Below are 15,739 nucleotides of genomic sequence, written 5' to 3' on the forward strand. Positions count from 1 at the left end.
ACGATAATGTTTCAGAATACCTGTAAAAAGGTATTCTGAACTGTTATAGAGAAAATTCTTGCGAAAGAGAGGACAGAAAAATGTATCAGTTCAACCGCGAAGAGTATGAAAAAAGAATGCAGTGGTTTGTGAACGCTCGTTTCGGTATGTTCATCCATTGGGGACTCTATGCCATCCCCGCCAGAGGCGAATGGGTGAGAAGCTTTGAGGAGATCCCGAAAGAAGACTACATGAAGTATTTCGATGAGTTCGATCCCGTGGATTACGACCCGAAGAAATGGGCGAAAGCCGCAAAAGAGGCCGGTATGCAGTATGTGGTTCTGACTGCAAAACACCACGACGGTTTCTGCCTGTTTGACAGCAAATATACCGATTTCAAATCCACCAACACCAAATGCGGCCGTGACCTGGTGGCAGAGTTTGTGGAGGCAGTGAGAGGCGAGGGCCTGAAGGTTGGTCTTTACTTTACCCTGCTTGACTGGTATCATGATGATTATCCCCATTATGGCGACCGCAACCATCCGATGAGAAATAATCCGGCTTACAAGAATGATAACCGTGATTTCAGCCGCTATGTGGATTACATGCACAATCAGATCCGTGAGATATGCACCAACTACGGCAAACTGGATCTTCTGTGGTTTGACTTCTCCTACGACGATCTGAATGGAGAGGCCTGGAGAGCTACCGATCTGGTCAATATGGTGAGAGAGCTGCAGCCGGGCGTCATCATCGACAACCGTCTGGAGGCCAGCGGCGTGGGCTACGGTTCCATGGCTACGGGCAATCCGAAACCCTACCACGGCGATTTCGTAACTCCGGAGCAGATCATCCCGCCCGAAGGCATCAAGGATGTGAACGGAAACGACCTTTACTGGGAGTCCTGCGTGACCATGAATGGAAACTGGGGTTATCACGCAACCGATAACTTCTGGAAACCCTCACAGATGCTGATCAAAAAGCTGGTAGAGTGCGTATCCAAGGGCGGAAACCTGATTCTGAACGTGGGACCAGACGCCAAAGGAAACATTCCCGACGCTTCCCAGAAGATCTTGAGCGAGATCGGCACCTGGATGAAGAAAAACAAAAACAGCATTTACGGCTGCGGCAAGGCAGGTATTCCAAAACCGGACAACGGCCGTCTGACCCGCAACGGCAACAAGCTGTACTATCATCTCTACGAGAACACGATTGGACCGATGCCACTTATAGGTATCAAGAAAGATCAGGTGAAATCCATCCGCTATCTGGCAACAGGAGCAGAGGTGCCCATCTCCACCAGCTGGGTACATACGGACTATCCGGACATCGTTTTTGCTGATCTGGGCCCGAACCCGATCCTGCCGGACGGCGTGGATACCGTTCTTGAAGTAACCTTAAAAGACTGACTCTGAAAAGAGAGATACATGGAAAAGTAAAAATCCGTGACCTGAGCGAGAAGGTTCAGGTCACGGATGATTGTATTTAGAAAAGGAAGAGGCTTCCAATGGAAAAATATAAGAAAAAGGAGGGGCTTTTCGCACTCCTGCCGGTCATCATTCTGGTTTTGACTGTTTTTTTCGCAGGGAGCCCTGTGAAGGCGGAGGAAAAAACGCACACGATCTGGTTTTTCTTTGAGAATGTGTGTGCCTCCTGCCATGAAGAGGACGATTTCTATGACCTGTTCAACCGCTGCGTGACAGCAGAGGAGAAAGCTTCCATTTCCTATGATATCCGTACTTATAATGTATTCAAAAGTGCGGATGAAGCGGTGTTTGAAGAGACTTTAAAGGAAAATGGCAAGGTAAAAACGGACGTCACTTTGCCGGTTTTGTATATTGACGGACAGTGGCTGAGCGGTTATGATAAGATAGAGAAGGAACTTCACGGAGTGTTGTTTGAAGAAAAAACAGCTTCGGAAAGTTCTGAGAATAATACAGAAAACAGTGAAATCTCCGCGGAGAAAACTTCGGGATGGGCGCTTCCCGAGATCGACGCGGAAGGGGACGAACCGGCGGTTCTTCTTTTTACCACCTATTCCTGCAGTGCCTGCGAGGAGATCAAGGAATATTTAAAAGATCTTCTGGAAGAAAAAGACTTTGTCCTGACGGAGGTCAATGTGGCAGAGGGAGAGAATATCCAGCTTTTCAAAGAGCTTGTCGGAGCTTTTGGCAGGGATGCGGACGATGGAAAAGTGCCGGCCGTCTTTGCCGGTGAGACCGCTCTTCTCGGAAAAGATGAGATCGAGGAAAAACTTCCGGAGCTTCTGGAAAAAGGCGAAGCGCCTTATGCAAAAATGGAAGAAAAATTAGAAAATCTGGGCGAAGGCGAGGCTGTTACTGCGGCAAGCCTTGCAACTCTTTTTGGAGCAGGTCTTCTGGCAGGCTTTAATCCCTGTTCGATCTCGATGCTCCTGATGCTTTTTTCCATTCTGCTCACGACACGGACCTCCGTTCTGAAAAACGGAATCCTCTATCTGGTCGGAAAATATGTGACTTATTTAGGTCTGGGCCTGGGGATCTGCTTTGCAGCCTCAAAGATCGACCAGAATCTTCTGGGCCGGTTTGGTGCAGTCGTCAATGGAATTCTGATCGTCCTGTTCCTTTTTGTGGCAGTGATGAATTTCCTGGATTTTCTCAGTGTGAGAAAGTCCGAATATGGCAAGGTGCGGATGCAGCTTCCGAAGAAGCTCCGCCATCTGAACCATCAGATGTTAAAAAAAGCCTCTCACATGGAGGGGGCTTTTCTTGGAATTCTGATTCTGGGACTGGGCATTGCCGTCTCTCTGGGTGAATTTTTCTGTACCGGACAGATTTACATGGCTTCGATCCTCTATCTTCTCCGGACGGCCAGAGAACAGTGGCTTTCCCTCCTTGGAATCCTGATAGTCTATGTGACGGCCATGAGTATTCCGGCGGTCGTGATCCTGGTGGTCATCGCGAAGACGAAGGGAACGGGAAGGGTTTCCGACTTTATGCTGAAACATATGGGAGCCATTAAGCTCTTAAACTGCCTGCTCTTTCTTTTCTACGCCGCCTATTTCCTGCTGAGATAAGCGCTTTCAGAGAAGGACGCAGGAGGTAATATCCGGAAGATTCGCGTAGGTAAGCAGAAGCCCCCCGGGTTTTCCGGAAGTTTCACCAAGGAGCTCTTGGTGCAGTTCCTCGGTGAGGCGCACGCGGACCGCATCCCGGTGAATAAAACAGGGTTCCGGGTCGTCAAAAAAGTAGATACTTTTTTCAATCAGCACCTTTTCTTTGATGGGAATATCTTTTAAAAGGCCCTCGTAGATCACTTTTTCTCCCGACCGGATACGGATGGAGGGGAGAGCGGGGGCAGCAGTTTTTTTCTTAAAGAACATGGTCAGCACTCCTTTGTGAAAGATAACTTTATGGTACTATAAAACTGTTCCTTTCGTCAACCAGCACTTATGAGAAAGACAGGATGAGTGAGCAGATGAAAAAGAGGAAAATTCGTAAAAAAAGACAGTGGAATGTGAATAAAAAAAGATGGATTTCTTTGAATTTCCTGGGATCCTATCTTCTGATTTTACTGGCGCCGGCAGTAGCCGTGCTGGCTATTTGCTGTGCGGCAAAAGACGCCATGGTAGAGACGCAGAAAGAACGGATTCAGAGCGCAGTTACGGAAGTGGGAAACGGTTTTGACCGGGAAGTGAAGGAAGCGCAGAATGCTGCTTATTATGTGGGAAAAGAAAAACGGCTTTCGAGCTATCTGATGAAAGCGCGGCCGACAGGCAGGGAACAGGAATTTTATTCTCTGTATACCATTGCTGCGAATTATCCCAATTATACGCTGACGAATGATATCATTAAAAATGTATTTGTGCTGATTGCAGACAGCCGTTATATAGTCAAGATCCCTCAGGTGATTCCGATAGATGAGAGAGGCCTTGCCACTCTGGAAAATTTCCCTTTCGGAAGTTATGAGGACTTTATGGCCTATTACAGCGGCCAGGATCAGTCTCAGTCCGTTTTCTTTTATGAAGGGGAAAATGGAAATCCTTCTCTTCTTATTCCGGACAGACTGATCTATCCGTCTTCTTCTGATGGGGAATGTGCTGTGGTGGTGCAGATAGACTGGAGCAGGATCACGAAAACGCTTCGTCCCATTCTGGCCGGAAAGGATGGTGTGGTAGCTCTGGTGGATGCTGATGGTCAGCTGCTTGCCTGTTCAGAAGCTGCTGATGGCAGTGACTGGATGTTTTATGGAGAAAAAAATGGAGATTGGGAAGCTTATCTGAAAGAGAGCGGATGGAAGGAAAGCAGCCTTGTGACCTGCAGTACCAGTCTTTCCTGTAATGGCTGGCAGATCATTGCAGTCGTGCCGAAGAGCGTTCTTACAGATCAGATTGGGACGATGCGTTATGTCACGGTGGCGCTCTGTTTTGTCTCTGTTTTTATCGGAATGATTGTCTGTCTGGCTTACTGGCATCAGCGAAAAGGGATGGTTCAGGAATTTTTTGCCCTGAAGGAGCGGATTGTGCAGGGCAGGCCTATTCAGAAAGAGCAGCTTCAGTTCTGGCGCAGCTTTGACAGCTTTCTGACGGAGGTGGAGCAGCTGCAGAATACGGTGGAGCAGCAGGAGACGCTGCTTCAGGAAAGCTTTCTTGGAAAAATGCTCTATGGAAGCTATGATTCCGAAAAACAGCTGGAGGCGGAGGCGAAGAAAGCAGGCTTTCCACTGGAAAAGGGCTTCTATTATGTGGTAGATATGCAATTTGAGGATCCTTTAAGAAGTGGAGTGAACGTAAGCCGCGAGGAGTTTGGGACCCTTGTCGATCACCTTCTGACCCAGTATATCACCTGGAACTGCTGGCGTTACTCGGTCAGCGAGCTTTCCGTGGTACTCCTGATTCAGAACAGTGAGGAACTTCCGGCAACAGAGATTAAGAGAGTGCTGGAAGAGATGAACTATGAGTTTTACAGCTGCCTGGAGGTTCAGAGCTATACCGGCATCAGTACGGCGGTGAGGGAACCTCTGGAGATTGCAAGGCAGTATGAGATCGCATCGAGGATCAGTGAGTTTGCGAGATACCGGGGAATCCGCGTTCCGGTGCTGCCGGGAGAGCTTCCGAGGGAGCAGGCGCTGGATCAGCCCCTCTTTATGACCATCGATATGGAGCTCAAACTGGTGAAACAGATCCAGAGCGGCAGTGCAGAACAGCTGGAAGAGCTCATCGAGCAGATCAAAAGCGTCTATTTCCGGCCCGGAAACAGCCAGTACACCTATCGCCATACCATAGAAATTCTGCGGGGCTGTCTGTTCCGCAGTATTCCAGTGGAGGCAGAAGAACCCGAGGCCAGAAGGATCCGGGGAGCGGCCCAGAAGGTTTACCTCGAGGAGCCGTTGTTTGACCTTCTCCGGGAGACCAGAGCTCTCTGCGCGAGTCTTCAGGAGAAAAAAGAAGAGGCGGTGGTGGATCTCGACCGAGAAAAAATTTCCGCCTACATCGAGGAGAACCTCGGAAATGCCTGGCTGAACTTAAGCGTTCTGGCAGAATGGCTGGAAGAACCGGAGAGAAAATTATATAATGACTTCAAGTTATGCTTTGGCATGTCTTTCAGCAGCTATCTGGAACAGCGCCGGATGGCCCGGGCTTGTGGACTTTTAAAGGAGGGTGTGGCTGTAAAAGAAACTGCGGAGAAGGTCGGTTACTGCAGTGATTATTCGTTCCGAAGAGCCTTCAAACGCGTGGTGGGGATCCCGCCCAGCGATTTTCGTAAGATGCAGACAGTCTGATTGAAAAAAGATTTCTGAGTACGATAAGAAAAACCGTATACGAATTTAAAAAAAACAAATGTGTTTAATAATTAGGGCAGCCCATCTGCCCTGTCAAAAATGACTCCTTGGTGACAAGGGGTTATTTTTGTCTAAAAGAACGGAAAACACCGGACAAAACCCTTGAAAACCCGGCGATTTGTAAAAATGTATGCCCTTTGGGAAATGTGTATGTTGTAAAATTGCCGGAAAGAGTGCTAAACTTGGAGCGTAGTTAAGGCGTGCTGGATGAAAGCACACCAAAATTGGAGAAGAGAATCTATATGAAAAGGAGGAAGATTTTATGAAGAAAAATCTTGCCAAAGCAACAGCCCTTCTGCTCACAGCCGGAATGATCGGCGGAACAGGCCTGACAGCAGCAGCTTCAGATGTGGAGCTGAACCCGGCCGGAACCTATCCGGTAGTAAAAGACGGAACTCTCGAGTTCGACTGTTTCACCATGTCCATGCCGAACGTTGAGGATCTTCAGACCAACGATTTCACCAAGTATATGGAAGAGAAAACTGGTATCACCATGAACTTCCTGACTGGCGGTCGTGATGACTGGAGTGACAAGCTGAACCTGATGCTGCAGTCTGGTGACTATCCGGATGTCATCCTGGGTCTTTCCCCGGATCTGGCAAAATATGGTGTAAAAGAGGGCATGATCATTCCTCTGGACGATTATCTGACCGAGGAGAACGTTCCGAACTACTTAAAGACAATGGAGCCGTATGGTCTGGATATGACGAAAGAGGCTGATGGAAAAATCTACTCCCTGGCTAATATCAATGTCTGCTACCACTGTCAGTACGGCAGAAAAATGTGGGTAAACAAACGTTATCTGGATGAGATGGGCGTTGATGTTCCTACCACAACTGATGAGTTCTATGATGTCTGCAAGAAATTCCTGGAGTACAAGCCCAATGGCGTAGCAATCGGCGGCGCTGCTCAGGGTTGGTACAGCCGTATGCAGGACTGGCTGATCGATGCATTCGTTCTGATGCCGAACACCTCCTACACCACCAGCCAGAAGGATACCATCGCGCTGAACACCGATACCAACGAGATCGAGTGTGTGGCAACCGATGACCGTTATAAAGAAGCAATGAAATGGATCAAGAGCCTCTATGATCTGGGTGCTATCTATGATGGTGACTTCACTCAGACCGCTGAGCAGCTGAAGACTCTTGTAAACCAGGCTGATGAGCCGGTGCTGTTCTTCACTGCAGGTACCATTTCTGATATGATCGACGCAGCCAGCAACCCGGACTTCTACAAAGACTATGAGTGCATGGCACCCATCGCAGGACCGGACGGAACCAGAATCGCATTCCAGACCCCGAACCCGGGTGTAAGCGGCGGTGCATTCTGCATTACCGACAAATGTGAGAATCCGGAAGCAGCTCTTCGTTGGGTAGACTTCTTCTACAGCGAGACCGGTGACCTTTGCTCTCAGTATGGTGCTGACGAGGGAACTGACTGGGTACTGAATCCGGAAGGAAAAGTTGGCCTGAACGGCGAGCCCGCAAAATATGAAGTGCTGAACCTCTACAGCGCAGAGACCCAGAACCATGACTGGCAGGATATCGGTATCCGTGTAGCTCCGGCTGACTATCGTCTTGGCCAGGCTGTAGATCCGGATGTAGATGTTCACAGTACAGCAGGACTTGAGAAACTCCTCTATGATGCAAGTGCTGAGCTCTATGCTCCGTATGCAGGAACCAGCAACATCAAACTTTTCGATGAGATGAAACTTACCGATGAAGAGTCCACCAACATCTCTGTTATCGCAGTAGAAGTTGCTGACATCATCGAGAGTGATTCCGTAGCATTCATGACCGGTGCAAAAGATATCGATTCTGAGTGGGACAGCTTCAAAGATTCTCTTGACAAAGCAGGTCTGCAGGATCTGATCGCTGTATACCAGGAAGCTTACGCTCGTTCCAGCGAGGGTGACGAGACTGAAGCAACCACTGAGGCAGCAGCAGAGACTGAGGCAGCAACAGAGGCAGCTGAAACCACAGCAGAGACCGAGACTGAGACCGCAGCATAATCGGAAGAACGTCTGAAAGATATAAGAAAAAGGAGAGGAGCTGCCGTTTTCAGCGGCGGCTCCTTTCTTACATAAGAAGGAAAGCCACAACAGTCCCGTCAAGTGGCTGAGCGACGGACAAGATTCTGGCTGGCCGGGATCAATCATGTGGGGATTTGTCCCTTGCTCAGACATTTGACGGGGAGCAGGCGGAGGCTGTGCAGAAGAAAAAACGCACAGGAACCGCGTACTTCGGAAGAATGATTTATCAGAGTAAGAATAGGAGGATGCTCGGATGGGTAAACAGAAACAGAAAATTTACAATCCTGATCCAAAAAATAGAATTAAAAGCAATAACTGGCAGTTCTGGGCAATTATCGCTCTGCCGGTGATTTATGCAGTGGTATTTGCATACATTCCCATGGCTGGAATTCTCATCGCTTTTGAAGACTACAGCCCCCGTGGAGGAATCTTCGGAAGCGACTGGGTGGGCCTGAAATGGTTCCAGCAGTTCCTGACTTCCACCTCAAGTGTCAGAGTCATCAAGAATACCTTAATCCTTGGGGTATATTCCCTGATCGTAAACTTTCCCCTTCCGATTCTTCTGGCCATCGGCCTGAATGAGCTGAGAAGTGTGAAATATCGGAAATTTATCCAGATGATAACCTATGCACCCTACTTCATTTCTGTTGTTGTCATGGTTGGTATGATGATGCAGATGATGGATCTTCGTACCGGTATTATCAACGTTCTTCTCCAGAAGATCGGCTGCGATCCGGTGAACTTCTTTGGTAATGTCAAGCTGTTCCGTCACGTCTATGTATGGAGCGGCCTGTGGCAGACAGCCGGTTATTCCTCTGTTATCTACATTGCAGCCCTGTCCGGTGTAAGCCCGGAGCTTCAGGAGGCAGCAATTGTGGACGGCGCTTCCCGTGTTCAGAGAATCTGGCATGTGGATATCCCGGCCATCCTTCCCACCGTTATCACCATGCTGATCTTCAACTGTGCAAGCGTTGTAAGCATTGGTTTTGATAAGGTTTACCTGATGCAGAACAGCCAGAACAGCAATGTTTCCGAGGTTATTTCCACCTTTGTTTATAAGATCGGTATGGTAAACTCCAACTTCGGATTTTCCACCGCTGCCGGCCTGTTCCAGTCCATCGTATCATTCGTCCTGCTGGTTGCTGTAAATAAGATCTGTAAAAAAGTAACAGAGACCAGTTTGTGGTAAGGAGGGGTAAGAATGAATCATCAGCTTAAATTCAAAAACATGCGCACAGGCGATAAAGTCTTTGATATCGTGAACTATACCCTGTTAACCCTTATCATGGTTATCGTCCTTTACCCGGTGCTTTATATCGTAGCGGCATCCTTCTCAGATCCCCAGGCCGTTGTCAGTGGCGAGGTTTTCATCCTTCCGGTGCGTCCGACCCTTCGCGGATATGAGGCTGTATTTAAAAACAAAAAGATTCTCACCGGTTTTGCAAATTCTGTATATTATCTGGTAGTGGGCACTCTGCTGAATCTGGTAATGACCATGCTCTGTGCTTATCCGCTTTCCAGAAAAGAGTTTCGTGCCAGAGGCGGAATTGCCATGTTCTTCGTATTTACCATGTATTTCAGCGGCGGACTGGTACCGTCCTATATCCTGGTAAACAGCCTGCACCTGACCAACACCCGCTGGGCCATGATCATCCCGTCAGCAATGTCCACCTATAATATGATCATCTGCCGTACCTACATGACTAACAGTATTCCGGATGAAATGTATGAGGCAGCCCAGATCGACGGCTGTACTCCCTGGAAATATTTCCTGAGTATTGTGACCCCGCTGTGCAAACCGATTCTTGCGGTTCTGACCCTGTATTACGGTGTTGCAAAATGGAACGACTACTATACAGCTATGATCTATTTAAGAGACGATACCCTGATGCCTCTGACCATCGTCATGAAAGAGATCCTGATCCAGAACAAGATCGATATGACCCAGATCGGAAATGCGTCCAACCTGGCAAAACTCCAGGGTATGTCCGAGCTTCTGAAATACTCCACCATCGTTGTGGCTTCCGTTCCGGTTATGCTCCTTTACCCGCTGGTACAGAAGCATCTTGTAAAAGGTGTTATGATCGGAGCGGTCAAGGGTTAAAAAATGCCTTGACAGACAGCTTTTTCCAAAGCTATAATGGGCTTATCAGTGAAAGGGAGTAGCTGCCATTACGAATGGATTTCCCCGCGTCAGTACGATCGCCCTCCGGCGGTCCGCAGGAAATTGAAATAGCGAGACTTTTACCGTAGCGTTTTTGTGCGCTGCGGTAAAGGTCTCTTTCTTTTTTATGACAGCTCCCGGAAAAGGAGGAAAACATATGGAGTTTCTAGTGGAGGGCCTGCGGGCCGTGACCTGGCAGCAGGTCGTTATGTATCTGGTGGGTTTTGTTCTCATTTATCTGGCAATCAGGAAGGAATACGAACCCTCGCTGCTTTTGCCGATGGGCTTTGGAGCGATCCTTGTAAACTTACCCTTCTCAGGTGTGCTGGATCAGACGTTGCAGGGGGGTATCCAGTCGAATGGAATTATTCAATGGCTGTTCCATACGGGAATCGAGGCCTCGGAAGCGATGCCGATCCTGCTGTTTATCGGCATCGGAGCCATGATCGATTTCGGGCCGCTGCTCACTAATCCGCTGATGTTTCTCTTTGGAGCGGGAGCCCAGTTCGGTATCTTCGCGGCGATCCTTCTGGCGGCAGCCCTGGGGTTTGATCTGAAAGACGCAGTTTCAATTGGCATCATCGGAGCAGCAGATGGTCCGACCTCCATTCTGGTTTCACAGGTTCTGGGTTCCAGATATATCGGAGCCATCGCTGTGGCAGCCTACTCCTACATGGCTCTCGTGCCGATCGTTCAGCCCTTCGCGATCCGCCTTGTCACGACGAAAAAAGAGCGGCAGATTCATATGGAGTACCATCCCGGCTCTGTCACGAAAACCATGCGGATTCTTTTTCCGATCATTGTGACCATGGTGGTGGGCTTCGTGTCTCCCCAGTCGGTGGCCCTCGTAGGTTTCCTGATGTTTGGAAATCTGATCCGGGAATGCGGCGTCCTTCACACGATGTCGGAGACGGCCCAGAACACGCTGGCAAACCTGATCACAGTCCTTCTTGGCATCACGGTTTCCTTCAGCATGCGGGCGGAAGCTTTTGTCACCGTTGATACGCTGATGATCCTGGCCATCGGCCTCTTTGCCTTTATTATGGACACGATCGGCGGCGTGCTTCTGGCAAAATTCATGAATCTTTTCCTGAAAAAGAAGATCAACCCCATGATCGGCGGAGCCGGAATTTCCGCGTTCCCGATGTCCTCCCGGGTCATCCAGAAGATGGCGATGGAGGAGGACCCGACCAATGTCATTCTGATGCATGCGGCAGGAGCCAACGTTTCCGGGCAGATCGCTTCCGTCATCGCGGGCGGTCTGGTCATCAATCTGGTAAGTCGTTTCTTATAAAAAAGGAGGTTTTCATATGAATACATCAAATATTCTTGCGGCCCTGGAGATCATGGGAAAAGGAATGGAAGGTATTTTTGTCACGATTCTGATCATTATGGTCTGTGTCTGGCTGATGGGTAAGATTGGAAAAAACAAGTAAGATAGGAAATTTGCATGAAATTCCGGGTCATGTAAAAATGATCCGGGATTTTTTTATATTTGGTTGACTTTTTTAAAAAAAGTTTTATAATGTTTGGTGACGAACAATCTAACAGGAGAGGAGAAACTATGTTAAAGACATTAGGAGCTCAGGTAAAAGAGTACAAAAAGGCTTCCATTGCGACTCCTGTCTTCATGATTCTGGAAGTCATCATGGAAATGATTATACCCCTGATGATGGCTTCAATCATTGACGATGGAGTGGAAGCCGGAAATCTTCATCACATCTATGTGATGGGCGCCTGGATGATCGTAGCCGCACTGATCGGTCTTTTCGCCGGTGTGATGGGCGGAAAATACGGCGCGAAAGCATCAACTGGCTTTGCGAAAAACTTGCGGCAGGCCATGTTTGAAAACATCCAGACCTATTCTTTTTCAAACATTGACAAATTCAGTACGGCGGGTCTTGTGACGCGTCTGACCACCGACGTGACGAACCTGCAGAACGCATATCAGATGCTTCTTCGTATGTGTATGCGTGCCCCGGCCAGCATGATCGTAGCCATGGCCATGGCTTTCATGATCAATGCCCGTCTGGCCAGCATTTATCTTGTTGCTGTCATCCTTCTGGGATGCTGCCTGTTCTTTATTATGAGCAGAGCCAGCAAATATTTCCAGCAGGCCTTCCCGAAATACGATGATCTGAATGCCAGCGTGCAGGAGAACGTTTCCGCCATCCGTGTGGTAAAAGCTTATGTGCGTGAAGGTTATGAGACCAGCAAATTTCAGAAAGCCAGCGGAAACATCTACAACATTTTCTGTAAAGCAGAGAAAAATATTTCTTATAACGCACCGCTGATGCAGTTTACCGTCTACAGCTGTATTCTTCTGATCAGCTGGCTGGGCGCCAAGATGATCGTTGGCAGCAGCCTGACAACCGGCGAGCTGATGAGCCTTCTTACCTATTGCATGAATATCCTTATGAGCCTCATGATGCTCTCCATGGTATTTGTTATGGTGACGATGAGTATGGCCAGTGCAGAGCGTATCGCCGAGGTTCTTAATGAGAAGAGCGATTTGGACAATCCGGAGCATCCGGACTTCGACGTTCCCAACGGAAGCATTGAATTTGACCATGTAAACTTCAGCTACCGCAAAGGCGAAGGAAAACCCGTTCTTTCCGATATCAATTTTTCCATAAAATCCGGAGAAACCATCGGTATCATCGGAGGTACCGGAAGCGCCAAGACCAGCCTGGTGAACTTGATCAGCCGTCTTTACGATGTCAGCAGCGGAAGTGTAAAGGTAGGCGGAAAAGACGTCCGTTCCTACGATATGGAGAAGCTTCGTGACGAGGTTTCCGTCGTTCTCCAGAAAAACGTTCTGTTTTCCGGAACGATTCTTGAGAACCTTCGCTGGGGCGATAAGAACGCTTCCGAGGAGGAGTGTATCCGTGCCTGCCGTCTGGCCTGTGCCGACGAGTTCATTGAGCGGATGCCGGACAAATACAATACTTACATTGAGCAGGGCGGTTCCAACGTATCCGGAGGTCAGAAACAGCGTCTCTGTATCGCCAGAGCCCTCTTGAAAAAACCGAAGATCCTGATTCTCGACGACAGCACCAGCGCCGTAGATACAGCCACCGACGCAAAGATCCGTAAGGCGTTCCTGGAGGAGATCCCGGCTACGACGAAACTCATCATCGCCCAGCGTATCTCCAGTGTGCAGGATGCGGATCGCATCATCGTTATGGATGACGGTAAGGTCGACGGCATCGGAACTCATGAGGAGCTTTTGAAGTCCAACGAGATCTACCGCGAGGTTTACGAATCCCAGACCGGTGGCGGCGGAGACTTTGATGAAAAGAGAGGTGAAGCATAATGGCAGAAGCAAAACCCGTAAAAGGCCCCATGGGGCGGCCTCCCAGAGGAGTGAAGCCTCAGGTGGAAAATCCAGGCAAGATTTTTGTCCGGATCATGAAATATGTGCTGAAAAATTATACGCCTCACTGCATCATTGCTGTGGTTTCGATTTTTGTCAGCGTGCTGGCAAATGTACAGGGAACCATGTTCATGAAGACCCTGATCGACAGCTATATCATGCCCATGCTGAAGGCTTCCGATCCGGATTTCACGCCGCTTCTTCATGCGATTCTCCGTGTGGCAATCTTTTATCTCATCGGCATTCTGGCTACGTTTGCCCAGAACCGAGTGATGATCTATGTGACCCAGGGAACCTTGAGAAACCTGAGAAACGATCTGTTTGCTCACATGGAAAAACTGCCGATCAAATATTTTGACACTCATTCCCACGGAGATATCATGTCCATCTACACGAACGATATCGATACTCTCCGTCAGATGATCAGCCAGAGTATTCCTCAGGTGCTGAACAGCGCCATCACGATTGTAAGCGTTTTTGTCAGCATGCTGATCCTGAATATTCCGCTGACGATCACGACTCTCATCATGGTAGCGATTATGATGACCGTCACCAAGAAGGTAGCCGGACTTTCCGGAAACTTCTTTGTGAAGCAGCAGAAAGCTCTGGGTGAGGCCAACGGCTTCATCGAGGAGATGATGGACGGCCAGAAGGTTGTCAAAGTCTTCTGTCACGAGGAAGAGAACATCAAGAAATTCAAGGAACTCAACGACAATCTCTGCGACAGCTCCTACAATGCGAACGCTTTCGCCAACATCCTGGGCCCGATCAACGCCCAGCTGGGAAATGTAAGCTATGTGGTCTGCGCTATCGTCGGCGGTATTCTGGCCCTGAACAGCGTGGGCGGCTTTACTCTGGGCGGACTGGCCAGCTTCCTGACCTTCAATAAGAGCTTTAACATGCCGATCAACCAGGTGAGCCAGCAGCTTAACGCCATCGTTATGGCTCTGGCCGGTGCTGACCGTATTTTCAGACTGATGGACACCACCGTGGAGACCGACGAGGGCTACGTTACCCTGGTCAACGCCAAGACCGAGAACGGCAAGCTCACCGAGTCCAAAGAGCGTACCGGCCGCTGGGCATGGAAACACACCCACCAGGCAGACGGCAGCGTGGACTACATTCCGCTGGAAGGCTCCGTTGTCTTCGACGGCGTGAATTTCGGCTACAATCCGGATAAGATCGTGCTTCACGATGTAGAGCTTTTTGCAGATCCCGGCGAAAAGATTGCCTTTGTCGGTTCCACCGGAGCCGGTAAAACCACCATTACCAACCTGATCAACCGTTTCTACGATATTCAGGATGGTAAGATCCGCTACGACGGCATCAACATCAACAAGATCTGTAAGGCAGACCTCCGCCGTTCCCTGGGTATCGTTCTTCAGGATACTCATCTTTTCACAGGAACCGTCCGTGAGAACATTGCCTACGGAAAACTGGATGCCACCGAGCAGGAAGTCATCGCAGCAGCAAAGCTTGCCAATGCGGACGGCTTTATCCGCCGATTGCCCAACGGCTATGACACGATGCTCACCGGAGACGGAGCCAACTTAAGCCAGGGCCAGAGACAGCTTCTCGCGATTGCCAGAGCTGCCATCGCCGACCCGCCGGTGCTGATCCTCGACGAGGCCACCAGCTCCATCGATACCCGAACAGAGCGCATTGTACAGGATGGTATGGACAAGCTCATGAAGGGCAGAACCACCTTCGTTATTGCCCATCGTCTTTCCACGGTCCGCAATGCCGACTGCATCATGGTCCTGGAACAGGGCCGGATCATCGAGCGCGGTACCCACGACCAGCTCATCGCCGAGAAAGGCAAATACTATCAGCTCTATACCGGAAATCAGGTAAGTGCATAATAATATTTCAGGAGACAGCTCGCTTTTTGGCGGGCTGTTTTTTCCTATATAGAAGAGAAGATAACCAGAGTGAAAAAACTGACCAACATGACAACACATTCTTTTGATCTGGAGCATTTTGGAAACAATGCCGGTCTGAAGGAATTTTTAAGAAGACACAGTCTGGATGGACTGGAGCTTATGGAGATCGGGGAGGATGAAAAGCAGATCCTTCAAAAAGAAGATGTGGTCGGTTTTCATCGGCTCCATTATCCCTGCTGGCATTGTTTCTGGATCTCATAAAAGAGCTGAATCCCGAATGGCTGGTCTTTGAATTCCTGGCAAAGAGCCATAAGTAGCAAGAAGAATGGCCGAATACTCAAAAAGTTTATTTTGAGTAAATTATATATACAATAGCATAATTGTATCAACAGTTTAAAAAATATAAAAAATTTCAAAAAAAGGTGTTGACATTCCGCGGAAGGGGTGATATGATAGTCAACGTCGCAGGGAGCTGCGGCGGA

Annotated in this window: 12 protein-coding genes; 11 read left to right on the plus strand and 1 reads right to left on the minus strand. The window is 49.0% G+C overall.

Annotation, left to right across the window (positions count from 1 at the left end):
- Positions 1-35 precede the first annotated feature (35 nt).
- Together LKD71_RS14685 and LKD71_RS14690 are read left to right on the plus strand one after the other, a co-directional pair.
- Positions 36-1,388, plus strand: coding sequence for an alpha-L-fucosidase (locus LKD71_RS14685; RefSeq protein ID WP_227616032.1), 1,353 nt, complete (start codon positions 36-38; stop codon positions 1,386-1,388).
- A 98-nt stretch (positions 1,389-1,486) separates the two neighbouring features.
- On the plus strand, positions 1,487-3,034 hold the full coding sequence (locus tag LKD71_RS14690) for a glutaredoxin family protein (RefSeq protein WP_178045809.1): 1,548 nt from the start codon (positions 1,487-1,489) through the stop codon (positions 3,032-3,034).
- 6 nt (positions 3,035-3,040) lie between these two features.
- Here the strand turns inward: LKD71_RS14690 and LKD71_RS14695 are convergent, their stop codons facing one another.
- Positions 3,041-3,340: a hypothetical protein gene (locus LKD71_RS14695; RefSeq protein ID WP_227616023.1), complete on the minus strand. Its 300-nt coding sequence runs from the start codon at positions 3,338-3,340 to the stop codon at positions 3,041-3,043.
- 95 nt (positions 3,341-3,435) lie between these two features.
- Between LKD71_RS14695 and LKD71_RS14700 the strand changes: the two genes are divergently transcribed.
- From LKD71_RS14700 to LKD71_RS14735, 9 genes are all read left to right on the plus strand, one after another.
- A complete protein-coding gene (locus LKD71_RS14700; RefSeq protein WP_227616024.1) occupies positions 3,436-5,739 on the plus strand; it encodes an AraC family transcriptional regulator in 2,304 nt (767 codons plus the stop codon).
- Between the two features lie 322 nt (positions 5,740-6,061).
- Positions 6,062-7,813 (plus strand): extracellular solute-binding protein, encoded by a 1,752-nt coding sequence (locus tag LKD71_RS14705; protein WP_227616025.1) that lies wholly within the window; start codon positions 6,062-6,064, stop codon positions 7,811-7,813.
- Between the two features lie 274 nt (positions 7,814-8,087).
- Positions 8,088-9,023, plus strand: a complete 936-nt coding sequence (locus LKD71_RS14710) for an ABC transporter permease (protein ID WP_227616026.1) — start codon at positions 8,088-8,090, stop codon at positions 9,021-9,023.
- 12 nt (positions 9,024-9,035) lie between these two features.
- Complete coding sequence (locus tag LKD71_RS14715; RefSeq protein ID WP_227616027.1) at positions 9,036-9,938, plus strand: carbohydrate ABC transporter permease; 903 nt, start codon at positions 9,036-9,038, stop codon at positions 9,936-9,938.
- A 217-nt stretch (positions 9,939-10,155) separates the two neighbouring features.
- Positions 10,156-11,292: a sodium ion-translocating decarboxylase subunit beta gene (locus tag LKD71_RS14720; RefSeq protein WP_178045815.1), complete on the plus strand. Its 1,137-nt coding sequence runs from the start codon at positions 10,156-10,158 to the stop codon at positions 11,290-11,292.
- Positions 11,293-11,308: 16 nt separating this feature from the next.
- Positions 11,309-11,434 carry a hypothetical protein gene (locus LKD71_RS18205; RefSeq protein ID WP_255633090.1) on the plus strand — a complete coding sequence of 42 codons (126 nt, stop codon included), beginning with the start codon at positions 11,309-11,311 and terminating at the stop codon, positions 11,432-11,434.
- Positions 11,435-11,562: 128 nt separating this feature from the next.
- Positions 11,563-13,314 (plus strand): ABC transporter ATP-binding protein, encoded by a 1,752-nt coding sequence (locus LKD71_RS14725; RefSeq protein ID WP_227616028.1) that lies wholly within the window; start codon positions 11,563-11,565, stop codon positions 13,312-13,314.
- Complete coding sequence (locus LKD71_RS14730; RefSeq protein ID WP_227616029.1) at positions 13,314-15,236, plus strand: ABC transporter ATP-binding protein; 1,923 nt, start codon at positions 13,314-13,316, stop codon at positions 15,234-15,236. The genes LKD71_RS14725 and LKD71_RS14730 overlap by 1 nt, the downstream gene beginning before the upstream one ends.
- A 69-nt stretch (positions 15,237-15,305) precedes the next feature.
- On the plus strand, positions 15,306-15,518 hold the full coding sequence (locus LKD71_RS14735; RefSeq protein ID WP_227616030.1) for a hypothetical protein: 213 nt from the start codon (positions 15,306-15,308) through the stop codon (positions 15,516-15,518).
- Positions 15,519-15,739 lie beyond the last annotated feature (221 nt).

This window comes from Fusicatenibacter faecihominis (genome assembly GCF_020686945.1).
In the GTDB taxonomy this organism is placed as follows: Bacteria; Bacillota; Clostridia; order Lachnospirales; family Lachnospiraceae; genus Limivivens; species Limivivens faecihominis.